The organism is Anoxybacillus gonensis, assembly GCF_001187595.1.
Taxonomy (GTDB): domain Bacteria; phylum Bacillota; class Bacilli; order Bacillales; family Anoxybacillaceae; genus Anoxybacillus; species Anoxybacillus gonensis.
The window spans coordinates 883,756-906,759 of sequence record NZ_CP012152.1 but is presented as its reverse complement, the minus strand read 5'-3'; the positions used below and the strand labels follow the sequence as shown (position 1 = coordinate 906,759).

At 43.3% G+C, this 23,004-nt stretch carries 24 protein-coding genes; 5 read left to right on the top strand and 19 right to left on the bottom strand.

Going from position 1 to position 23,004, the window contains the following annotated elements; all coding sequences use genetic code 11:
- Nucleotides 1-3: 3 nt before the first annotated feature.
- Nucleotides 4-1,110 (bottom strand): pyruvate dehydrogenase (acetyl-transferring) E1 component subunit alpha, encoded by a 1,107-nt coding sequence (gene pdhA, locus AFK25_RS04840; RefSeq protein WP_035064030.1) that lies wholly within the window; start codon nucleotides 1,108-1,110, stop codon nucleotides 4-6.
- A gap of 379 nt (nucleotides 1,111-1,489) precedes the next feature.
- Here pdhA and def point away from each other — a divergent pair, with 379 nt between their 5' ends.
- Nucleotides 1,490-2,044, top strand: coding sequence for a peptide deformylase (gene def / locus AFK25_RS04835; protein WP_009362602.1), 555 nt, complete (start codon nucleotides 1,490-1,492; stop codon nucleotides 2,042-2,044).
- Nucleotides 2,045-2,071: 27 nt separating this feature from the next.
- Here the strand turns inward: def and AFK25_RS04830 are convergent, their stop codons facing one another.
- On the bottom strand, nucleotides 2,072-2,848 hold the full coding sequence (locus AFK25_RS04830; protein ID WP_035064032.1) for a Cof-type HAD-IIB family hydrolase: 777 nt from the start codon (nucleotides 2,846-2,848) through the stop codon (nucleotides 2,072-2,074).
- A gap of 402 nt (nucleotides 2,849-3,250) precedes the next feature.
- Between AFK25_RS04830 and AFK25_RS04825 the strand changes: the two genes are divergently transcribed.
- Nucleotides 3,251-3,466: a DNA-dependent RNA polymerase subunit epsilon gene (locus tag AFK25_RS04825; RefSeq protein WP_009362600.1), complete on the top strand. Its 216-nt coding sequence runs from the start codon at nucleotides 3,251-3,253 to the stop codon at nucleotides 3,464-3,466.
- Nucleotides 3,463-5,130, top strand: coding sequence for a ribonuclease J1 (rnjA, locus tag AFK25_RS04820; RefSeq protein ID WP_035064035.1), 1,668 nt, complete (start codon nucleotides 3,463-3,465; stop codon nucleotides 5,128-5,130). Before AFK25_RS04825 ends, rnjA begins: the two co-directional genes overlap by 4 nt.
- Nucleotides 5,131-5,162: 32 nt before the next feature.
- Here rnjA and AFK25_RS04815 read toward each other — a convergent pair whose 3' ends face one another.
- From AFK25_RS04815 to fadH, 9 genes are all read right to left on the bottom strand, one after another.
- The gene (locus tag AFK25_RS04815; RefSeq protein WP_021094464.1) at nucleotides 5,163-5,828 is read right to left on the bottom strand and encodes a potassium channel family protein; all 666 of its coding nucleotides are present in this window, start codon (nucleotides 5,826-5,828) and stop codon (nucleotides 5,163-5,165) included.
- Nucleotides 5,825-6,286 (bottom strand): TlpA disulfide reductase family protein, encoded by a 462-nt coding sequence (locus AFK25_RS04810; protein WP_009362597.1) that lies wholly within the window; start codon nucleotides 6,284-6,286, stop codon nucleotides 5,825-5,827. The genes AFK25_RS04815 and AFK25_RS04810 overlap by 4 nt, the downstream gene beginning before the upstream one ends.
- Nucleotides 6,286-7,419 carry an N-acetyldiaminopimelate deacetylase gene (locus AFK25_RS04805; protein WP_035064038.1) on the bottom strand — a complete coding sequence of 378 codons (1,134 nt, stop codon included), beginning with the start codon at nucleotides 7,417-7,419 and terminating at the stop codon, nucleotides 6,286-6,288. The genes AFK25_RS04810 and AFK25_RS04805 overlap by 1 nt, the downstream gene beginning before the upstream one ends.
- A gap of 42 nt (nucleotides 7,420-7,461) precedes the next feature.
- Entirely contained in the window at nucleotides 7,462-8,172 is a 711-nt protein-coding gene (gene dapD / locus AFK25_RS04800) for a 2,3,4,5-tetrahydropyridine-2,6-dicarboxylate N-acetyltransferase (RefSeq protein ID WP_035064041.1), read from the bottom strand.
- A gap of 59 nt (nucleotides 8,173-8,231) precedes the next feature.
- A complete protein-coding gene (cbpB, locus tag AFK25_RS04795) occupies nucleotides 8,232-8,690 on the bottom strand; it encodes a cyclic-di-AMP-binding protein CbpB (RefSeq protein WP_019417983.1) in 459 nt (152 codons plus the stop codon).
- A gap of 68 nt (nucleotides 8,691-8,758) precedes the next feature.
- Entirely contained in the window at nucleotides 8,759-8,998 is a 240-nt protein-coding gene (locus AFK25_RS04790; protein WP_003396622.1) for a YkuJ family protein, read from the bottom strand.
- A 99-nt stretch (nucleotides 8,999-9,097) separates the two neighbouring features.
- A complete protein-coding gene (locus tag AFK25_RS04785) occupies nucleotides 9,098-9,331 on the bottom strand; it encodes a hypothetical protein (RefSeq protein ID WP_009362593.1) in 234 nt (77 codons plus the stop codon).
- A gap of 95 nt (nucleotides 9,332-9,426) precedes the next feature.
- A complete protein-coding gene (locus tag AFK25_RS04780; RefSeq protein ID WP_009362592.1) occupies nucleotides 9,427-10,641 on the bottom strand; it encodes an EAL domain-containing protein in 1,215 nt (404 codons plus the stop codon).
- A gap of 99 nt (nucleotides 10,642-10,740) precedes the next feature.
- On the bottom strand, nucleotides 10,741-11,496 hold the full coding sequence (gene fadH, locus AFK25_RS04775; protein ID WP_009362591.1) for a 2,4-dienoyl-CoA reductase: 756 nt from the start codon (nucleotides 11,494-11,496) through the stop codon (nucleotides 10,741-10,743).
- 146 nt (nucleotides 11,497-11,642) lie between these two features.
- Between fadH and AFK25_RS04770 the strand changes: the two genes are divergently transcribed.
- Nucleotides 11,643-12,491 carry a metallophosphoesterase gene (locus AFK25_RS04770; protein WP_035064045.1) on the top strand — a complete coding sequence of 283 codons (849 nt, stop codon included), beginning with the start codon at nucleotides 11,643-11,645 and terminating at the stop codon, nucleotides 12,489-12,491.
- Here AFK25_RS04770 and crcB (AFK25_RS04765) read toward each other — a convergent pair.
- The 4 genes from crcB (AFK25_RS04765) to AFK25_RS04750 are packed head-to-tail and all read right to left on the bottom strand — an operon-like array spanning nucleotide 12,486 to nucleotide 16,812.
- A complete protein-coding gene (gene crcB / locus AFK25_RS04765; protein WP_035064047.1) occupies nucleotides 12,486-12,818 on the bottom strand; it encodes a fluoride efflux transporter CrcB in 333 nt (110 codons plus the stop codon). The genes AFK25_RS04770 and crcB (AFK25_RS04765) overlap by 6 nt on opposite strands.
- The gene (crcB, locus tag AFK25_RS04760) at nucleotides 12,815-13,201 is read right to left on the bottom strand and encodes a fluoride efflux transporter CrcB (protein ID WP_009362588.1); all 387 of its coding nucleotides are present in this window, start codon (nucleotides 13,199-13,201) and stop codon (nucleotides 12,815-12,817) included. The genes crcB (AFK25_RS04765) and crcB (AFK25_RS04760) overlap by 4 nt, the downstream gene beginning before the upstream one ends.
- Before the next feature lie 12 nt (nucleotides 13,202-13,213).
- Nucleotides 13,214-15,298 carry an RNA degradosome polyphosphate kinase gene (locus AFK25_RS04755; protein WP_081957630.1) on the bottom strand — a complete coding sequence of 695 codons (2,085 nt, stop codon included), beginning with the start codon at nucleotides 15,296-15,298 and terminating at the stop codon, nucleotides 13,214-13,216.
- A 2-nt stretch (nucleotides 15,299-15,300) separates the two neighbouring features.
- Nucleotides 15,301-16,812, bottom strand: coding sequence for a Ppx/GppA family phosphatase (locus AFK25_RS04750; protein WP_035064052.1), 1,512 nt, complete (start codon nucleotides 16,810-16,812; stop codon nucleotides 15,301-15,303).
- A gap of 101 nt (nucleotides 16,813-16,913) precedes the next feature.
- Here AFK25_RS04750 and AFK25_RS04745 point away from each other — a divergent pair, with 101 nt between their 5' ends.
- Nucleotides 16,914-17,354 carry a YkyB family protein gene (locus tag AFK25_RS04745; protein ID WP_009362585.1) on the top strand — a complete coding sequence of 147 codons (441 nt, stop codon included), beginning with the start codon at nucleotides 16,914-16,916 and terminating at the stop codon, nucleotides 17,352-17,354.
- Nucleotides 17,355-17,591: 237 nt separating this feature from the next.
- Here the strand turns inward: AFK25_RS04745 and AFK25_RS04740 are convergent, their stop codons facing one another.
- From AFK25_RS04740 to AFK25_RS04725, 4 genes are all read right to left on the bottom strand, one after another.
- The gene (locus tag AFK25_RS04740; RefSeq protein WP_035064053.1) at nucleotides 17,592-19,169 is read right to left on the bottom strand and encodes a putative bifunctional diguanylate cyclase/phosphodiesterase; all 1,578 of its coding nucleotides are present in this window, start codon (nucleotides 19,167-19,169) and stop codon (nucleotides 17,592-17,594) included.
- Between the two features lie 92 nt (nucleotides 19,170-19,261).
- A complete protein-coding gene (locus AFK25_RS04735; RefSeq protein WP_035064055.1) occupies nucleotides 19,262-20,374 on the bottom strand; it encodes a Ger(x)C family spore germination protein in 1,113 nt (370 codons plus the stop codon).
- On the bottom strand, nucleotides 20,371-21,471 hold the full coding sequence (locus tag AFK25_RS04730; protein WP_035064057.1) for a GerAB/ArcD/ProY family transporter: 1,101 nt from the start codon (nucleotides 21,469-21,471) through the stop codon (nucleotides 20,371-20,373). Before AFK25_RS04730 ends, AFK25_RS04735 begins: the two co-directional genes overlap by 4 nt.
- Nucleotides 21,468-22,934: a spore germination protein gene (locus AFK25_RS04725; RefSeq protein WP_035064059.1), complete on the bottom strand. Its 1,467-nt coding sequence runs from the start codon at nucleotides 22,932-22,934 to the stop codon at nucleotides 21,468-21,470. The genes AFK25_RS04730 and AFK25_RS04725 overlap by 4 nt, the downstream gene beginning before the upstream one ends.
- Nucleotides 22,935-23,004 lie beyond the last annotated feature (70 nt).

Sequence of the window (23,004 nt, the reverse complement as noted above, 5' to 3'; positions counted from 1 at the left end):
TGGTTATTTCGACTCCTTTTCTTTATAGATTTCGTATTGCTCTTTTAAGAACGCTGGCATTTCTTCGTACATAATCGACATTAAGTCTGTCACTTTTTGTTTTGGTGTTTCGTCCGCTTTCTTAATCGCTTCTTTAATATCTTCTTTCGCTTGTTCAATGATGCGATTTTCTTCTTCTTCGCTCCATAATCCTTTGTTTTCTAAAAACTTGCGGAAGCGAACGAGCGGATCTTTTTTCTCCCATTCGTTTTCAAGCTCTTTCGAACGATAGCGCGTTGGGTCGTCTCCCGCCATCGTATGTGGACCGTAACGGAAGCAAAGCGTTTCAATCAATGTTGGACCTCCACCGTTAATCGCACGCTCGCGAGCGTCACGCACCGCCACATATACCGCAAGCGGATCCATTCCGTCTACTTGAATGCCCGGAATACCTGCGGCAACCGCTTTTTGCGCGATTGTTTTTGCGGCAGATTGTTTTTCGACTGGCGTTGAAATCGCGAAACGGTTGTTTTGAACGATAAAGATCGCTGGCGCGTTAAATGCCCCTGCGAAGTTAATTCCTTCGTAGAAGTCCCCTTGCGATGCACCGCCGTCACCTGTATATGTAACTGCGACCGCTTTTTTGCCACGTTTTTTCATACCGAGCGCAACGCCGGCTGTTTGAATAATTTGGGCACCGATAATGATTTGTGGTGGCAACACGTTGACATCTTCAGGAATTTGGTTACCATGGAAATGACCACGTGAAAATAAAAACGCTTGGTAAAGTGGTAAACCATGCCAAATCATTTGTGGAACGTCACGATAGCCCGGTAAAATGAAATCTTCTTTTTCTAATGCAAAATGGCTCGCTAATTGGCTCGCTTCTTGTCCTGCTGTTGGCGCATAGAAGCCGAGACGTCCTTGACGGTTTAACGAAATGCAACGTTGGTCAAGCACGCGTGTGTATACCATGCGGCGCATTAATTCTTTCAACTGCTCATCTGTTAAATCTGGCATCGCCGCTTCGTTTACGACTTCGCCTTCTTCATTTAAAATTTGAAATGTCGGGAACTGCTCAGCGACTTTTTCAAGTTGCTTTTTCACATCGAATAGGGGTTTTTTACCCATTTTGTTCACCTCATCCTTTCTTTTCAAAACGTAAAATGATGCACCTTTTAATTTGCCCAAAAACGGTTTCTTTTTACCACACGTTGTGTATTGAAAGCTGTATTAATGAGAAAAGCAAGTGTGATTAATACAACTGTTTTTTTACATCTTTCAGTTTACACCGTTCGACAACGCTCGTCAATCAGTTTGCTTGCCACCTTCTATATAAAAATGAAAATTAGAAAATTTTAACTGTGTTATGAATCTGTTATACTATTTTTCGTTAATCTGTATTATTTCTGTTTTACAACGTGAATATGTATGTTTCTCACGCAATTGCACTTTTTCATTCCATCCTTCATAATAAAAATGGTTATACTGCGTGTGAGGAGGAAACAACGTGATTACGATGAAAGATATTATTAAAGACGGTCATCCGACGTTACGAAAAGTAGCTGAAGAAGTGCCGCTTCCCCCATCCGAAGAAGATCGCCGCATTTTAGCAAGCTTGTTGGAATATGTAAAAATGAGCCAAGATCCAGAGTTAGCGAAAACGTATGGACTTCGTCCGGGCATCGGCTTAGCTGCGCCGCAAATTAATGTCTCGAAGCGCATGATTGCGGTGCATGTGACGGACGAAAAAGGAACGTTACATAGCTATGCGTTATTTAATCCGAAAATTGTAAGCCATTCCGTTGAAATGTGTTATTTAACGAGCGGAGAAGGATGTTTATCCGTCGACGAGCCGATCCCCGGTTACGTTCCTCGCTATATGCGCATTACAGTCACCGGGACGACGCTTGAAGGCGAAACGGTGAAGCTACGTTTAAAAGGATTGCCTGCGATCGTATTTCAACATGAAATTGACCATTTAAACGGCATTATGTTTTATGATCATATTAATAAACAACATCCGTACGACGTGCCAGCTGGCGCCATTCCGATTGAACGTTAAAAAAAGGGTGTCCATTGCGGACACCTTTTATTTCAACAATCCGAGCTGACGTAAACCGAATAAAATGCCATCTTCATCGACCGGTTTTGTAATGAAATCGGCTACTTTTTTCGCTTCTTCATGGCCGTTCCCCATCGCTACCCCTGTGCCGACAAAGCGCAACATTTCCGTATCGTTTAACCCGTCGCCGAACGCATATACGTTTTCGCGCGCAATGCCGAGCTGCTCGATCATTTTTTTAATCCCTTCTGCTTTAGAGCCGCCATACGGTAAAATATCTGTAGATACCGCATGCCAGCGCACAAAATGAAACATCGGAAACGCTGTAACGTACGGCTGTTCCTCTTCCGGCTTACAAAACAAAAGCGCTTGATAAATATCGTTTTGTTCGTAATACGTTTCATCGTATGGTGGATGGGCAAATTTTAAACTTCCCATGCTTTCGTGAATGTACGGATGATCGGCTACACTCGCCCGCATCGTGTCAGCGTCCATGAAAATAAGCGGATGTTCATTGTCGTGCGCCATTTGTTTTAAGGCGTGAAGCCGTTCGCGATCAAGCGGTTGGTTGTAAATCACTTCTTTTTCAAAAACGACATATTGTCCGTTAAAGCTAACAAACGATTCAATCCCGAGCTGTTCTCGAAGCGATTCAAACATAAATGGCGCTCTCCCCGTCGCGATCGCCACATATACCCCTTGCTTTTTTAATTCATGTATCGCTTCATATGTCGATGTCGGCAACTGTTTCTCATGATCTAACAACGTTCCGTCAATATCGAAAAAAACGATCTTTCTCTCCATGTTTCTCGCTCCTCGTGTAAAAGTTCACAAACCTACCGTAACCGAATTGCATCACATTGTCAACGAATCGGTTAAACAATGGCATATTTTCCTATGCAAAATTTGTCGATGATCTTCTTATAATAAATCATAGAGAAGACATTTACTTTCCTGCAAAATCGGATACAATAAAAGTGAGGAGTGATGCGTCATGTTGAAAAAGTTGAAACGCAAGCTGCTCAAACAATGGAAAGAACTTTTGCGCAGAAAATCGATTGCATAGTTGTACGAGCCCTTCGGTTGAAGGGCTTCTTTTCAATTTTGTTTCCTATTCCACACTTTTTATATATAATAAGAAAAGCGGAAAACGCTCGGGGCTAACACTTTATTTTTTAAACAAATGATGAAAAGGAGAGATGGACGTTGATTTTTAAAGTGTTTTACCAAGATACGATCGATGAAGTACCTGTAAGAGAAAAAACGAAGACGCTATACATCGAAGCGGATAGCGAGCGAGATGTGCGCCGAAAATTACAAGACCGTCATATCAATATTGAATACATTCAACCGCTTGAGGGAGCACATTTAGCGTACGAACAACAAAACGCTGATTTTCACGTATTGGAGATTGAACGATGAACATGTTAAAAAATAAGCAAGTCGGTGTTTTCGCTCTCGGCGGTCTAGGCGAAATTGGGAAAAATACATATGGCGTGCAATATGAAGATGAAATCATCATCATTGATGCCGGCATTAAGTTCCCAGAAGACGAGTTGCTCGGAATTGATTACGTCATCCCTGATTACAGCTATTTAGTGAAAAATGCCGAAAACATTAAAGGGTTATTTATTACGCACGGACATGAAGACCATATTGGCGGCATTCCGTATTTGCTTCGCCAAGTGAACGTCCCGATTTACGGCGGCAAATTGGCGCTCGGGCTCATTCGCAACAAGCTAGAAGAACACGGATTGTTGCGTCAAACGAAACTAATCGAAATAAAAGAAGACGACGTCATTTCGTTCGGAAAAACAGCAGTGACATTTTTCCGTACAACGCACAGCATTCCAGATAGCTACGGCATCGTCGTCAAAACGCCAGTCGGTCAAATCGTTCATACGGGCGATTTTAAATTCGACTTTACTCCTGTTGGTGAGCCAGCGAACTTAACGAAAATGGCCGAAATCGGAAAAGAAGGCGTTCTTTGTTTATTGTCTGATAGTACAAATAGCGAAATTCCGCATTTTACAATGTCGGAACGGCGCGTCGGCGAAAGCATTCACGACATTTTCCGAAAAGTGCAAGGACGCATTATTTTTGCCACGTTCGCTTCGAACATTCACCGCTTGCAACAAGTGACGGAAGCCGCTGTATTAAACAATCGAAAAATTGCCGTATTCGGACGAAGCATGGAAGCGGCTATTGAAATTGGACAACAGCTCGGCTACATTAAATGTCCGAAAGATACGTTTGTCGATGCGGCACAAATTAATCGCCTCCCTGCCCATCGCGTCACGATTCTTTGTACCGGAAGTCAAGGGGAGCCGATGGCAGCGTTGTCGCGCATTGCTAACGGGTCACATCGTCAAATTCAAATTATGCCAGGCGATACAGTCGTCTTTTCATCTTCGCCAATTCCAGGCAATACCGTAAGCGTCAATCGTATTATTAATATGCTGGCGCGCGCAGGAGCGGAAGTCATTCACGGACCGCTTAGCGACATTCATACGTCTGGTCACGGGGGACAAGAAGAACAAAAATTAATGATTCGCTTAATGAAACCGAAATATTTCATGCCGATTCATGGCGAATATCGCATGCAAAAAATGCATGTAAAACTTGCGGTCGATTGCGGTGTCCCAGAAGAAAACTGCTTTATTATGGACAATGGAGACGTGCTCGGCATTAGTGAAGAAGGAGCAAGCATCGTCGGCAAAATTCCGTCCGGTTCCGTGTATATCGACGGAAGCGGCATTGGTGATATCGGCAACATCGTCTTACGCGACCGTCGCATTTTGTCAGAAGAAGGATTAGTGATCGTCGTTGTAAGCATTAACATGAAAGAAATGAAAATCGCCTCCGGACCAGACATTATTTCACGCGGATTCGTCTATATGCGTGAATCCGGCAATTTAATTAGCGATGCCCAACAACTGATTGCTAAACATTTACAACAGCTACTTGAACAAGGAACAAATCAATGGTCGGACATTAAAACGGAAATTACCGATACGCTCGCACCGTTTTTATACGAAAAAACGAAACGCAAGCCAATGATTTTACCAATTATTATGGAAGTATAGCAAAAGAAGGTGTCGTTTGTGACACCTTCTTTTTATTCTCCAACGACTTCGCTTTCAAACCGGTCAATGTCTTGATCGGCACCGATGACGATTAAAATATCACCTGCGTAAATGACTTCTGAGGCAAGCGGTGAAACGATAATGTCGTTGTTTCGTTTAATCGCAACGATGTTAATGCCGTATTTGGCGCGAATGTCTAACTCGAGAAGCGAATGGCCATGGAGCCGTTCATTTGCAACAATTTCGACGATGCTATGGCGATCGGACAGCTCTAAATAATCAAGCACATTGTTTGAAATCATATTGTTCGCAATTCTTTCACCCATATCTCGCTCGGGATGAACGATATGGTCGGCACCAATTTTTTTCAACACTTTTTCATGATAATCGTTTGTCGCTTTTACCGTAATTTTTTCGACGCCGAGCTCTTTTAAAATAAGCGTCGTTAAAATGCTCGCTTGAATGTTGTCACCGATGGCAACGATCACGTGGTCAAAGTTGCGAATGCCTAAACTTTTCAAAACGTTTTCGTCCGTTGAATCGGCAACGACGGCTTGGGACGCAATCGATGCATATTCGTTCACTTTCTCTTCGTCTACATCAATCGCAAGCACTTCCATTCCTTGCTCGCTTAACGTGCGACATACGCTACCTCCAAAACGCCCAAGACCGATAACCGCAAATTCTTTTTTCTTCACGACATATCCCCTCTTGTTCGATATTCATCCATGACGCGGATGATTCGTTTTTCTAACATATTCATTCCACCGCTTCCCGCTTGATAATGGCGAAATATACCGTCTGCATCAAATACGTAATACGTCGGTACACATCGATTATCAAACGCTTCTTTTAACCGGTGATCGTTGTCAATGAAAAGCGGATGCGTGATGCCGTATTGTTCAGCAAGCTGCTTCACGACTTCAACGTTTTCATCACCGTCGCGGCGCGGCATATGAATCGAAAGAACGTTTAATTGTCCTTCATAGCGATCGCGAAATTCGTTCACTTGTTTAATTCCGTCTTTACAAAGATGGCAACTCACCGCCCAAAAATGAATGAGCGTCGGCTTGCCGATGAGCTGTTCGCGAGTGACGTTTCCGTTTAGTACGACTGTTGCTCCGTCTAATGATGGCATAGGCTCTCGTAATTTCATCATTCTTCTTCCTTTACTTTATGATTTCCTTTCCATGCGAGATAGCGAGTCAAAAGTTCAATGGCCACATCGATCGCTTCTTCGTTCGGATTTAACTTCGCATGATGCAAACCGAACGGGGATTGCACGCCGAGCCAAAACATAAAGCCAGGAATGCGTGCGAGCATGTAGCCGAAATCTTCGCCCGTCATCGCTTCTTGACAACGAACGAGACGAACATCTGTTTTTTGGTCCACAAATTGCATAAATTCATTCGTTAACGCCTCATCGTTATACACTTGGTAATACATCGAACCGTAATCGATATGCGCTTCGCAGTCGTAAGCGACTTCGATGCCACGCACGATCGCTTCAATGCGCCCTTTTACTTTTTCCATCGCTTCCGGAGATCGCGTGCGAATCGTCCCTTCTAGTCTTGCCCGCTCGGCAATGACGTTTTGTACGTTGCCGCTCGTCAGTTTGCCAATCGTAATGACCGCGCTATCAAGCGGATTGACGTTGCGAGAGACGATCGTTTGCAGCTGCATAATGAGAGCGCTGGCGGCAACGACCATATCTTTCGTTTCATGCGGAAAGGCGGCATGTCCCCCTTTGCCGATTAAATCAATAAAAAGCTCGGACGTATTCGCAAACAACAACCCTTCTTTTGTCGCAATCGTTCCGACCGGATATTCAGGAGCGATATGCAAAGCGATCACCATATCAGGCATCCATTGTTTCATTTCATCGCTTTCAAGCATCGGAAGCGCCCCGCCCGGCCCTTCTTCCGCTGGTTGAAAAATAAAAAGCATGTCGTCGTCAATCGGATGATGGACGACGTGAGTGAGCACACCGAGGGCGATTGCCATATGCATATCGTGTCCACATGCATGCATACGTCCTTCATGCGTTGAGCGAAACGGCACGTCTGTTTGTTCGTCAATCGGTAATCCGTCCATATCCGCCCGATAACCGATCGTTTTCGTCGGCGCCATGCCGAGAACACGCACGAAAATGCCTGTGCGCCACGTTTTGATTTGCAACCGTTCTTGTGGGAGACTAGCTAAGTAATCTAATATATATCGTTGTGTTTTCCACTCTTGAAAGCCGAGCTCAGGAATTTGATGCAAATCGCGGCGGATGTTTATAAACATTTCGATCCTCCTTTTGAAAAAAGCGTGGATCCATTCCACGCTTTACAGTTGGCGAAGTTCTTGTTTAATTTCTACTTTTGCTTTTGTTTTTTCGTCAATTTGTTTAATGACGCGCGCTGGCACGCCTGCCACAACGGTATATGGAGGCACATCTTCTGTCACGATCGCACCTGCGGCAACGACAGCACCTTTTCCGACCGTCACTCCTTCTAAAATGACCGCGTTTGCTCCGATCATGACATCATCTTCCACAATGACCGGTTTGGCTGACGGTGGCTCAATGACACCAGCAAGTACTGCCCCTGCACCAACGTGGCAGTTTTTCCCGACTGTCGCACGTCCGCCAAGCACAGCGTTCATATCGATCATCGTTCCTTCACCAACAACGGCACCGATGTTAATGACCGCACCCATCATAATGACGGCATTGTCGCCAATTTGCACTTGATCGCGAATGATCGCTCCCGGCTCGATGCGCGCTTTAATATGTTTTAAATCAAGAAGTGGAATGGCAGAATTGCGACGGTCGTTTTCCACGACGTAGTCTTCAATTTTATGTTTGTTCGCTTCAAGCGCTGCTTCAATGTCCGCCCATTCGCCAAATACGACGCCTGTCTGACCTGTAATAAATGTTTTTGCGCTCGGGCCAAAATCGATGTCAGCTATGTCTCCTTTTATGTATACTTTCACAGGTGTTTTCTTTTTACTATTTTGAATAAAGGAAATAATTTCATTTGCATCCATCATCATCACAACTTCCTCCTTATCGTTTTATTTTTTTACTTTAACAAATGATATAAACGGTGACAAGCCTATTGTCGCTTTTCGTACATCGAGCGATTGAACCGCTTTAATATTTCACGGCGCGTCACGATGCCTACAAAATAACCGTCATCATTTTCTACGCATAAAAAGGGGTGATCAATAAGCAACTTTAACGCTTTTAAAAATGAATCGTTTACATGTAGACGCGGGATGTTGCGCTGCATCGCTTGTTCCACTTTCATCGTGTCAAGCCGCTCGAACTCGATCCGCTCAATGCCTAAAATGGCATCCATAATCATCGTCATACTAATGAGTCCTTGCAGTTTATACGTCATATCTAATACTGGGATAGCCGAGTATCCTGTGCGCGTTAAGACGAGTAACGCGTGTTGTAAATGATTCCCCACTTGCACGTGCGCCACTTTATCGGACGGAATCATCAGTTCAGTCAGCGATGGTTGTTGCATCGTCATTCCGCCTTTCACAATATAATCCCCATTTGTCATTGTATCATGTTCGTTTCGATATGGAAAAGCGAGAAGTGCAATAAAAAAGCCTTCACCTATGTGAAGACTTAATTCAACAAATCGAAAATTTCAATGGCGATCATATCAATGTTGTCGAATTGATACGATTTCGGCTTCTCGCCTTTTTCGTACACTTCTAATACGAACGTGTTCGTTTTTTCATAATATGTCACGCTACATTTTTTTTCACCATTCACTTCAAAGTTGCGTTGTGGCGCTTCGTTCGTTCCTGTTTTTTGTTCTTGTAAGCTAATTAACCGTTGGATAATGCCTAATAATTGCGACATGACATTCATTCCTTTCCGATACGTATTTCAACGACTATTCACTACTGTACCAAGATTCGCGAAAAAAGTAAACAAAAACGAAAGCCCACAAAAGCGGGCTTACGTTTGAAAGGCGACGTATGCGATATACCCGAGCAAAAGAGCGACAAACACGATGTATGCAATGAAAATCGGATTGCGCACATACGGATGAGCAGCCACTTTTTCACCGACGGGCGTATCGTATTCGCCTTGCACTTTTTGTCGCTTCCCTACTTGATACGTATAAACAAGTCCCCCGACTAATACCCCGCTAGCAACAAGTAAAAGCATCCAAGAAAATGTATCCATCATCGCTCACCTCTCTAGGAAACGGAGCGCAAACATCGCCTTGTCGTGACATAACGTTTGCGCCTTACGCTTACTTTTCCACCGCGAGCGATGTTTTATTACAAATGGGCGTTATGCTCAAACAAATACTCATACGTTAAATCGATAAACAAATAATGATGTTCATCAATCGGATAGGAGTATGTGCGAATCGTTTCACCTGTCTCAATGTCGCTGTATAAATCAGATAAAATGCCGCGTTTGCGAGAACGCATGCGAATAATGTTCTCTAAAAAATACGGACGCCAGCTCCAATTTTTCATTTCGTATTGTGGCTGTAACTCCCACGTTTCGCCTCGTTTAAATATGTTCGCGGATTGTTGAAATCCGTCTTCATCGCATACGTAAATGCGGAAACTACAATCGCTCAAATGTTTGGCTAAGACGGAAATGAGTTCGTTAAACGATGAAGCTTTTTTATGTTTTGCCACAAGCTCGGATACGCGCGCTTGAAATTGTTCGGAAATATCGTATAACGTTTGCAGTTTCTTTTTTTCATGTTGAATGAACGTATGAAACTGAGTGCGCAACGTTTCTTTTAATAAATGCGGTGGAAGAAACGACGGTGACGGTTCGTGCAAATAGTAGCCTTGATAATATCGGCCGCCGTTTCGCCACGCATATTGGAGTTGAAAGGCGTTTTCGATATCTTCATACAAAAGCGTCGCCCCAATTTTTCGTGCTAAAAGCGAAATGGAATAAAGCACATCATCGTACGATACCGTCGTCGCTGACGTGCGCAACGAATACAAATCAATTTTTAATAAATCGGGCGCTAACAACCGAATGCGGTCTAAGTTGCTGCTTTCTTTTCCAATATTATCAACTGCAATTTGAATACCGTATGTACGCAAATACGTCAATACGTGCCCGAGCTGTTGAATGTCGCCTTTAAAATGATGCTCCGTAATTTCAAGAACGACTTGGTTTAATTGTAATCCTTTTTCTTTATATTGAAGAAGAAGTTGCAAAAACGATTCTCCCCGATCGATCATTAACACGTTCGCATCACGATTAATGAAAATAAGCGATGCAGGCTGCTCATGAACAAACTGTTCGAGCGCTTTCGTCGTCACTGCCACATCGACTTCCATGCGAAACTCCTCTGGAATCGTTTCGTCGTGAAAAAATGGGCCAAGGCTGATCACTTCATCCCCTTGTTGAAAGCGCCCAAGCACTTCATATCCGACGATGCATTGCTCGTCGGCGCTAAAAATCGGTTGGTAATACGGAACGACTTGATCGATGTGTGTTAAAATGTCTAGTGCATCCAAAGCGACGCTTCCTCCCCCGTTTTTTCACCCATTATACCATAAGAAAAATAAAAGTGCTTGTCGGGAAACAGAAGAAAAGCGACGTCAGCAAACGTCGCATTAAAACGGATGTTGATTCAACCATTGCCCTCCGTCGACCGTAATGCACTCGCCGTTAATGTATGCGGCCGCATCAGAAAGTAAAAACGAGGCGACTGCTGCAATTTCTTCTGGCGTACCGAAACGACCGAGCGGCACACTATCTTTGACGCGCTTTTCCATCTCCTCTGATAAAATAAGCTTTTCTGCTCCACCTGTTCGCTCAATTGGACCGGGAGCGATGGCGTTGACGCGAAATCCGTATTTTTTCCCCCATTCGACCGCTAACGTGCGCGTCATCGTTAGCACACCTGCTTTGGCGCACGCCGAATGAATGACGCCCGCTCCTGCTCCCCAAGCATATGTAGCAACGATGTTAATGATCGATCCTTTTTGTCCTTTTTCAATCCAATAGTTTCCGACTTCTCGACTACAATAAAACGTTCCGTTTAAAACGATGTCGATGACGCTATTCCAGCCGTTAATCGATAGCTTTTCTGCTGGACAAATGAAATTGCCTGCGGCGTTATTAATTAACGCATCAATTTTTCCGAACCGTTCATCTGTTTCTTTCACCATCGCTGCGACTAATTCCGGTTGACGCACGTCCATGACGATCGGAAGCACGCTTCCCCCGATGTCTTTCGCCGCTTCTTCAAGCGCTTCCTTTCTTCTTCCGGTAATGACGACATGCGCTCCTTCATCTGCAAAACGCTTCGCCATATATTTCCCCATGCCGCTTGAACCGCCTGTCACAATCACGACTTTCCCCTTCATCTTCTCATCCCCTTTTATGAATGGTTATTCATTCATTTTTATTGTACTATATATTTAGAAAATTTTTAACATTGTTTTTGCTGTTTTTATCAACTTTTTTCTTTTATAATGAATGAAGAACATTTTCATTTGGTAAGGTTTGAGACATGAAACGAAGAGATTTTTTACGCACGTTTTTTTCTTTATTCGTTAAAGGAGCATTGCTTTCAACGGCGGGATATATGTATGCAAAATATATTGAGCCGAGGCAGTTGACCGTACGGCGTTATGACATCGTGCATCCACTCATTCCAAAAAGCTTTGATGGATGTCGGATTCTTCAATTTAGCGATGTGCATTTAGGGTATCATTATTCTGTTGACCATTTTCAACGCGTCGTCAAACGAATGAACGACCTCGATCCGCATCTCATTTGTTTTACAGGCGATTTGCTTGATAAACCGAATGAATACGAACATGTCGCTGCGGTTACATCATTATTGGCAACGCTTCATGCTCCGCTTGGAAAGTACTGTATTTATGGAAACCACGATCACGGCGGATACGGAACAAATATATATAAAGACATGATGGAGAACGCCGGGTTTCGTCTCCTTGTGAACGAATGGGTACGTGTTCGTCAAAGCAACGAACAAATTGTGATCGCGGGGTTAGACGATTTTATGCTCGGTCAGCCGAATTTTGCAAAAACGGTGCAACAGTTGCCAAAGGAAACGTATACGATTGCGCTTATTCATGAACCCGACCTCGTGACGCAAGCGAGCGTCTATCCGTTTCATCTTCAGCTGTCTGGTCATAGCCACGGGGGACAAATTCAACTGCCGTGGATTGGACCGCTCGTCACCCCTCCGCTAGCAAAACAATATGTCGAAGGGTTTTACGATGTACAGCAACTCACCTTATACGTCAATCGCGGACTTGGAACGACGCGCATGCCGTTTCGCTTTTTGACCCCGCCAGAATTAACGTTGTTCACATTAAAAGCCGGGTTATAACATAAACCCGGCTTGAAACATACATATGCTTCCGATAAGCGAAGCAACGATGTAAAAAAACGCTTCTTTATATTGTTTTCGCAACAATAGTTGCAGCGCTTCGACGCTAAATGTCGAAAACGTCGTAAACGCTCCGAAAAAGCCAATCGTTACCCCGACGGCTTGCACGTCGTGGGCAAGCGCCATGCCAAGCCCGAACGAACCGAGCCAATTAATGAACAAAATGGAAAGCGGCACAGATGATTTTTTCGTCCAACGTAATAGCCATATGCCAAGCTGATAGCGGCACCACGCCCCAAACGCTCCGCCAAGCGCAACGGTAATCATGACGCCTCACCTACTTTTTTCATACCCATTCGTTCCCCTACATACACGCCTGCATAACAAAAAAGCAAGCCTCCAACAAAAGATGTGAGCACATATACATTTGCCAGTCCGACATGGTCATGCCATAGCGCGATCGTCTCTTTACTAAACGTTGACATCGTCGTCAATCCGCCACAAAACCCTGTTCCGATGGCAAGACGCAACCATTCCGCCATGTTTCTCTTTCCGACGTAAGACGTAAGCGCCCCAAGCAAAAATGAACCGACATAATTGACGAGCAACGTTCCCCACGGAAACGAAAGAAACGGGAATACGATCGCTACACCGTATCGACATAGCGCCCCTAGCGCTCCGCCAAGAGCAACCGCTCCGCTTTCTTTCATGTCATCATCTCCTTATTCTTCATCGTCTGCAACATCGTATGCCATTTGAAATAAAATCATTTGGCTATCTACTTCTTCTTCTCCTTCTTTTCGCTTCACGTAATCGTATTCTCCCTCTTCGTTTTGCTCGCGCGCTTTCACGTTATCCGCAAGCAAAATGTGCAATACGTCAATGAGCCGCTGTTTTAATTCTTTGTTAAAAATCGGAAATAAAATTTCAATGCGGCGGTCCATATTGCGCGTCATCCAATCGGCAGATGACAAAAAGACGCGCGCTTGTCCGTGGTGATGAAAATAATATACGCGACTATGCTCTAAAAAGCGACCGACGATGCTGCGGACGCGAATGTTTTCACTTACTCCTTTCATTTGTGGACGTAAACAACAAATGCCACGCACAATTAAATCAATTTGTACCCCTGCTTGAGACGCTTCATATAGCTTCATGATGAGCTGTTTATCTGTTAATGAGTTCATTTTTGCGATGATGCGCCCATCGCCATATTGTTTATGATAGCGAATTTCTTCGTCGATGAGCTGTAAAAATTGTTGCCGTAAATCAAACGGGGCGACGACTAAATGGTGAAATTCCGGTTTTTCCATATAGCCACTTAAATAATTAAAAAAGTTTGTCGCATCTTCACCAAATTGTTCATTCGCCGTAATCAAACCGAAATCAGTGTACACTTTGGCAGTCGCGTCGTTATAATTGCCTGTTCCTAAATGAACGAACCGCTCAATTTTCCCATGTTTTTGGCGCACAATTAACGTAATTTTACTATGCGTTTTTAAATGCGTCATGCCATAAATGACGTGGCAGCCTGCTTTTTCAAGCTCTTTCGCCCATTGCACGTTATTTTCTTCATCAAACCGCGCTTTCAATTCAACGAGAACGGTCACTTGTTTTCCGTTTTCCGCCGCCCGTTTTAACGCTTCAATAATTGGAGAATCTCCGCTGACGCGATAAAGTGTTTGTTTGATCGCTAACACGTCTGGATCGTCTGCGGCATCGGAAATAAAATCAATGACCGGCTCAAACGATTCATATGGATGGTGAAACAATAAATCACGCTCTTTCGCTTTTTCAAATATATCTTCATCATCATCTACATCTTTTGGCGGTTGCGGAATGAGCGTTTGGAAAATGAGATGTTCTTTATATTTCGCCACTTCATAATAAAACGAAAATAAAAATGTCAAATCAATCGGCCCGTCAATTTGATACACATCTTTTTCGTGAATTTCTAACTCATCTAATAAATAATCGAGCACCCATTCGTCAAACCCTTTTTTGCTCATTTCAAGCCGAACCGCTGCGCCCCATTTTCGCTTTTTTAACTCTTTTTCAATTTCTTTTAATAAATCGCGCGCCCCTTCTTCGTGAATCGTTAAATCGGCGTTGCGCGTAATGCGAAATTGCGTCACAGACGAAACGTTGTACCCTTTAAATAACGTATGAATAAACATCGTAATGACGTCTTCTAACAGCGCATACACATGCATGCCGTCGCTTGCTGGCAATGGAATGAAGCGATTTAACACCGCTGGCACTTGCACGATCGCTAATTTTTTCCGATCTTCTTCATCTTCTTCATCGTCAAGGACGATCGCTAAATTTAAACTTTTGTTCAACAACATCGGAAACGGGCGATACGCATCGACAGCCATCGGCGTTAATACCGGAAAAATATTTTTCATAAAATACGACTGCAAGTACGTCATTTGTTCAGCGCTCCATTCGGTTGGCGCAAGCAAATGTACCCCTTCTTTATTTAACATCGGCAACAACGTTTCGTTGTACATGTCGTACTGCCACTTCACAAGCGCATGCGTTTTTTTCGCAATTTTTTTCAACTGTTCTTTCGGCGTTAATCCCGCTTTATTTTCCGGCTTATTAAATCCGGCTTTCACTTGATCTTTTAACCCAGCGACGCGCACCATAAAAAACTCATCTAAATTCGAGCTGAAAATGGCTAAAAATTTCAACCGTTCCAACAACGGATTGCGCTCGTCCATCGCCTCTTGCAAAACGCGTTCGTTAAACGCAAGCCAACTTAATTCGCGGTTATTATAATAACGCGGATGGCTTAAATCCATATTCATCCCTCCAAATGAAACTGTAATTGAATCGGGCGTTTTAACATTTTTTCGACATGCTTCTTATGTTTTTCCGCTTGATATTCTTCCGCTTTAAACGATTGACTGCAAAAAAGATGTACGACGACGGTTTCATCTTGAAGCTCAAGCTGCACGCGATCAACGATGTTTCGCTTCGTATCGTTTAAACTGTAAGCAAATTTTAATAGCGCACCAAGAAAACGAAGCTTTTTTTGTTCTGTGCGTGTAAACCACGCATGAAACGGCTGCACATATTGTTTAAACAACGTTTTATTTTTAAACGAAGCAACAAGCGCAAGTTGCACACGATCACGATGGCTTAATCCGTCAATCGTTCGATTCGCTAAAAGGTAAAACGTATGTTGGCTGCTCGCTTCTTCGTCGACATATTGCCCTAAATAAAACACGTGAGCGGCGCGCTTTAATAAGACGAGATCTTCTCCGGTCAGCGGAAAAAGCGAAAGCGCACGCATTTGGTCAAACAGTTGAATGACAAGTTTTAATACGTGTTGTACGTGTTTTGTATTCACTTCGTAATCTTGGGCTAGTTCAAAAAAACTTTCATCTAGTACGCTGGGAAAGACGATCGGCCCAAACTGTTCGTAAAAAATGCCGTCGCGCAATCCTTTGCGGCTTAAAATAAACGTCGTCGCATCAACTGTTTCGTATAACGTTTGAAACACTTCGACCGCTGGAATAATTAAATCCGCTCGATCTTTCGACAACGCTTCGACTTTTTGCAGCTGTTCAAACGTCAATGAGCGCAAATATTTTTTCACTTGTACAATGTCGTCGCGATTCATTTCGTATTGATGAATGCCGGCAATCGGGTAGTTTTGTAACATTTGATGTACTTGCACGACGTTGCGGGCGCTTCCCCCGATCGCAATGATTGGCAAACGGCGTTGTTTTAGCCACGGAAGTGATTGAAATTGCTTGTCGACGTATGCACGTAACGTTTGCAGTTCTTCATCTGTCGGCACGTTGCCAGCGACAAACTGACGTTTTAACGATAATGCACCAAACGGGAAGCTATGATAGTCGACAAGTTCGCGATTGTGAAAATACGTCACTTCCGTACTTCCTCCGCCAATATCGACCGTAATCCCTTCATGAAATGACGTTGATTGAATGACAGCTAAAAAACCGTAGTATGCTTCTTCATATTCGGATAAAATACGAATACGAAAATCGGTTTTTTCTGCAATAAAGCGAACGATCTCATCGCGATTGCGCGCTTGACGAATCGTTGCCGTCGCCACACATTTCACATCGTGCAGGCGATGAAAACGCGTCACATCTTGAAATGTGAGTAGTCCATCTAAAAGAACGCGCAATCCTTCCTCTGTAAAAAAGCCGTCTTCTGTTAAATAGTTGCGCAACCGAGCTGCAATTTTTACATTTTCTCGCTCGCGCAACCGACCGCTTTTGCTTCGTTCGTAAATGACAAGCCGCATCGTATTCGAGCCGATATCAATAATTCCATATTTCACCGTTTACCCTCCTCCGTTAAAAAATAAATTGAAAATTTTCCAAAAACATAGACGATCGTGTATAATAAAAGTGTATAAAAATGAAAAGGAGTGGAATGCCAATGGAAACAGTCGAATGCACCGTTGAAAACTTATCGGTCGCTTTGTTTACTGTCAACCGTCATGCGAAAACTGCGTTAAATCCTTCTTACTTGTATTTACTCAAGAAAAAAACGATTGAAAAAATGCTCGAAGAAGGGAAAGCGAAAAAAGTTGGACTTCATTTTTCCCGAAATCCGAAGTACAGCCAACAAAAGTCGGATGTGCTTGTGGCGATCGGTCAATATTACTTCCACATACCTCCAACAAAAGAAGACTTCAAGCATTTGCCTCATCTCGGTACGTTGGACGATTCTTATCGCAACCCTGTTGCTAAAATGCCGTTGTCTCAAGCGAAACGTTTACTTCAAGCATACACAGGCGTCACACCTGAAGATGTGCAACCGAAGCCGAAACGATACGATTGGTCACGTCCACATCGGTTCGGGAAAACATTTCGTTAAGGACAAGCTTCGAGCTTCAACAAGCATACTTTATTATATTACACAAAAGGGCGGCCTCTTAATGAGATCGCCCTTTTTTGAAAGATGAAGAAAGTATAGAGTTCCGGGGCTAGGTGAGGAGCTGTCTAGCTCCAAGCGCCATCGGCTCGAATCGCTCCGCCCCACACTGCGGCGGCGACAGCCTCCTCGGTGGGGCTTGTGCGCTCTTCGCCGATAAGCGGGCGCTTTGCGCTTTTCTTATTGGACTAATTGTTCAAACTGTTCAGCTGAAAGCGGCTTGCTGAAATAGTAGCCTTGGGCACGGTCGCAACCTTCTCGTTTTAAAATGGCAAGTTGCTCTTCCGTTTCCACCCCTTCGGCAACGACTTTCATTTGTAAGCTGTGCGCCACTTCAATGACGGCGCGAACGATCGATAAATCGTATGAATGTTTTACCATATCTTGCACAAACGAACGGTCTATTTTAATGATGTCGACCGGCAGTTTTTTTAAATAGTTTAATGAAGAATAGCCTGTCCCAAAATCGTCAATGGCCAATTGAAGCCCTAAATTTTTTAACGCTTGAAGTTGAGCAAGCACATAGTCAATATGATGCATCGCCATACTTTCTGTAATTTCTAGTTTTAAACAAAACGGATCTAAATCATACGTGTGCAACACATGTTCAATATGCTTCACTAAATCCGCTTGCAAAAATTGTTTAATAGAAATGTTAATGCCAATTTGCACGTGTGGAAGCCCTTTTTTCTTCCACACTTTACTTTGCTCACATACTTTTCGCAACACCCATTCACCGATTGGCTGAATTAAATTCGTTTCCTCGGCAATCGGAATAAACGTTGCGGGTGAAATCCATCCGCGCTTCGGATGATACCAACGCAATAACGCTTCCGCCGCCACAATATCACCTGTTTCCATATCGACAATCGGTTGATAATGCAGCGTAAATTCATTTTGTTTTAACGCTTTTCGAATGCTATGTTGAATGTATAATTTTTGTTCGTTCATCTTTTTTAATTCGTTCGTATAAAAACAGTACGTATTTCCACCGTTTTCTTTCGCAATTTCAAGGGCTAAATCCGCAAACGACATGAGCGTCGTCCAATCGGTTGCATCGTGAGGAAAGACGCTGACTCCAATGCTTGGCGTCACGGTCAATTCTTGATCTGTCAGTTGAAACGGAGCCGAAAATAATTGAATGATTTCCCCGATGACTTGACGCAGCTCATTTCGGTCAACGGTATAAAAAGCGAGAAAAAATTGATCGCGATGTTGTCTAGCGACGATGCCACCTTCATAGCGCCGCAATCGCTCCGCTACTTGTTTTAACAATTCGTTTCCACGTTCATAGCCAATTAAATCGTTAATGAATTTAAAACGGTCTAAATTAAGCGACAATAACGTAAACGGTTCATTTTGATTCATTCGTTCGGAAAGCATATGTTGAAACGAATCGTACGACAAGACGCCGGTTAATGTATCCGAATCATTATCGTCTAACAAAAAGAACCCTGTCCAAATGAGATGCGAATGAAACGAATACACGTGCATATACGCATGGCGTTGATCGACAATCATTTTTCCGCGCCACGTATCGTTTGTATGTAATGTAGAAATAGCTTCATGGGCACGGTCAATGAGTTGTTGCACGACGCCATAGCGGCGCGATAATTGTTTCATAAACGAATCGCTCATATACACAATCGTTCCGTCTTCGTTCGTAACAAAAAAAATCGCACATTGATCAAACTGTTGCCCAACGGCCTCCCATTTTATCAATGGAGGGTGTTGGAACAGAAACTGCTGTTCATTCATGTTGTAATCCTCGCTTTTTGTTTTCTTCCCTCCTTTTTTATTAAACCATACGTGACGATAATTGAAAATAATTTTTCAGAAAGAAACGAAATTTAGTCAATTGTTCCTGTGCGTAAAATCGATACGTTCACATCGACGTCGATCCGTGCATCTTTGTACAATGGCAACCATTGTTTATTTGTCAACTGTAATTTGCGCACCGAATGGTCATATATTTGTCCAAATCCGATCGGGTCCGTTTCATATGCTTTTAATTTCTCCAATAGCTGATTGATTTCTTTTTTCATTTGTTTTTCAATTGCCCGCTCAAGCACGTGTATATTCGCTTGCATAATTGGCTTCATTTTTTCAGACATCTCTAAAATTTCCGTTTGCATCTTGACCGTAACACGAAAATGCGGAAATGGTTTTTGGCGAACGAGCTTAATTTTCCGTTTCGTCCGAATTTCGTTAAACACAATATTCACTTTTTTTCCCTTTTTCTTTATTAATAACGGAGCGACATCTTCGCGCGACACCGTCACATTTTTTAGTCCAGTGTTATACTCTGAGGCTAACATTTTAATGTAAAAACTTTCGTCGAGTCGCACCGTTCCGACAAATTTGTCTCCGCGAAAGAGCGCTACTTTTTCAATAATCGGTTTGTCGTCACGCAATGATAAACAAGGTAAAACCGGATCTTTGCCAACGTCGTAATAACTATGAATGAACTCGTGCAACGTGGCGGCTAATAGCGATTCACTGCGCAAATTTTTTTCAATTAATCGATATAAATATGTTCCAATATCGGGCGTATCTTCATGTTTTTTACTTTTTATGACTGTTTTTGCGCTCGGCTCCGCAATAGCTAAATAAACGAGCGAGCCGATGTTCGCATCGCGTTGTAGCGTGTCGGTGAGTGGAAAAATCCCTTCTTTCTTTGCTAGCTCCTTTCCGTATACAACGACGCGAATTTGTCCCGAACCTAAATCGTGGCTCGTTTGCGCCTCTAAATCTTGGCGAAGCCCTTTGCTCGTTTTATTTGTCGCTTCAATCACTTCGGACATCGATGAACCTGTCGTTTGGAACGAAAGCATAACCGATCCACCTTCATACATATTTCCTTTTTTATCAAATCCTGCTGCTGTAATAATGCCTTGTCGCTCTAATACGCGCGGGGATACACAACCGCTAAGCAACAACATGACGATGATCAACCATTTCATTTTGCGCTCCCCTTTGCCCATGTTTTGATGCGCACAAAAACATATAAGAAAAACGGATAGACGAAGCTCAACCAAAACCCATACCATCCGACTTGATCAATAAATTTGTTAATTGTCGCTCGCTTTTCAAAAATAACCGCAACCGCAAAAGATAAACCCGCAAAAAGAAATAACCCGTATTTTTGTTTGATATGAAAAAGCGCTTTTCCACCGCGCGTCATCGCCCACATAAACATGAGTAAATTCGGCAAAATGACGAGCAACCAAAGCGGGATGACGATATATTCAAACCGCTCAATAAACGGAAATTTGATGATCGTAAACATCGATAACGATGCCCAAATGGTGACATCGAGTTGTTTCGGACTAAAAAAAGCAATCGCAATGACCGTCACCGCAGCAACGAGCAATGTCGTCAATAACACACCAAGTTGCGCATAGCGATGAACGCGCTCTTTTTCTTTTACAAACGGATAAATGATATATAACACTTCAAATCCAAGCATCGTGTAAGACGTTTTTAATACGCCGTTCATCATTTGCTTCGGCGTCGCTTCCAATATAGGGAGTAAATGAATCCACTCCGCATATTTCAACGGTTGAAAAACGACAACAACGATCCAAATGGTCATAAAAAACGTTAAAAAACTAACGCCAGCCACGAGCCGAAACCCGCCGCCATATAAGGCATATACCGTTAAAAGCACTAAAATGAGCGCACCGCCCCAAAGCGGAAAATCGGGGTACATCCACGTTAATGCCATCTCCACATAACCGAGCAAAATAGACGTATACGCCATTAAAAAATAAACGACAACCGCTGCGTTTATGATCCAACCGAGCACACGTCCATACACGAACGTATGAAGCGAAAAAATGTTGTCATGTTCCGACGATTTTAACGTTTGGCAAATGACGAAAACGATAAGATGAATCCATAACCCGCTAATAAGGACGGCAATCCATGCATCTTGGCGCGCTTCAACGAAAATGACGCGCTGCACGCCGACGATGCCGAGGCCAATTTGCGCGGTATGAACGAGAAAAAAAACGAGATACGCATTCACGGATAGCCGTTCGTTTGGCGTTTTCATCATTCATCCAAATCCTTTCGTTTCATCGCTTCACGCCATGAAAAACGGCGGGAGTTTTGCGGACGGTTCGTTTTCGGACGTTCGTTATAAAACTTAATCGGCAAACGAATGAGCGCATATTTCATATCTGCAAAACGAAACGGATACATCGGCGATAAATATGGACGTCCAAGCGATGTAAGCTTTAATAAATGAATAAGCAACAGGCTGACGCCAATAAATATGCCAACGAGCCCCCAAAGCGCCGCGAGTAAAATGATTGGGAAGCGTAAAATGCGAATCGTTGCCCCCATTTCATAACTTGGTGCCGTAAACGAACCGAGCGCGCTTAATGCAACAATAATGATGAGCACGTTGCTCGTAAATCCGGCATCCACTGCAGCCTGTCCGAGAACGATACCGCCAACGATACCCATCGTTTGACCGACTTTTGTCGGCAAGCGCGCCCCTGCTTCACGCAATAGTTCAATCATAAATTCTAAAAATAACGCTTCAATGACAGGAGGAAAGGGCACGCGCGAACGGGATTCGCCAATCGTTAACAATAAAGCGGACGGAATGACTTCGTAATGATATGTAATGACGGCGACATATAACGGTGATAAAAAAATGGAAGCGAAAATGCCAAGCATTCGTACCGCGCGCAAGACGGTGCTCATCGTCCAGCGTAAATAAATGTCTTCCGTCGTCTCAAAAAAGCTAAAAAACGTTGTCGGACAAATGATGACCGTCGGGCTACGATCAACAAAAATGCCGATGCGCCCTTTTAATAAACTATACGCTAATCGGTCAGGAAGTTCCGTTAATAAATATTGCGGAAAAATCGTATATGCATGATCGTCTAATAGTTGCGCTAAAATGGAGCTGTCGATCACTTCGTCAATTTGCAATTCCGTTAACCGTTGCTTCACTGTTTGAACGTTTGTTTGATCGGCGATGTCCTCAATGTATACGACGCGCACATCGAGCGGGTTGCGCACCCCGATCGTCATTTTTTCAGTCACTAATTTTTGATCGGTAATATTTTGGCGCAAAATACGAATGTTCGTATCGATGGACTCGGTAAACGACATTTTCGGACCGAGGACAAGCGATTCCGTTTCCGCTTTTTCAAGCGAACGTTCGACTTTTTCTGCGATGTTGACGACAAGACCACGCTTTTCTTTTTCGATGTAAATGCCCGCCCAACCGTCGCGTATATATGACGCCATTTCTTTTTCCGTTTCACATATGCTCACTGCGCCAATCGGCAAACAGCGCGCCAGCTGCTCAATCGATACGTGTTGTTGTTCATGAATAAAGGCTAGGACGTTTTGTTGAAGATGAGCGTGATTAATTAAATTGCTTAAAAAAAGAACGTACACGTTTTTTCCTTTACATGCAATGCGGCGGCACATAAAATCTGGCGAATGGGCAAGCTGTTTCGCCACATCATCTATTCGATTTTTTTTTGTAAACCACATCATCTTGTCCCCTTTTTCTTCCGCTTCGTTTTTTACTAGTTTGCAATGACAAACGTTTTTTATGCAAAAAAAA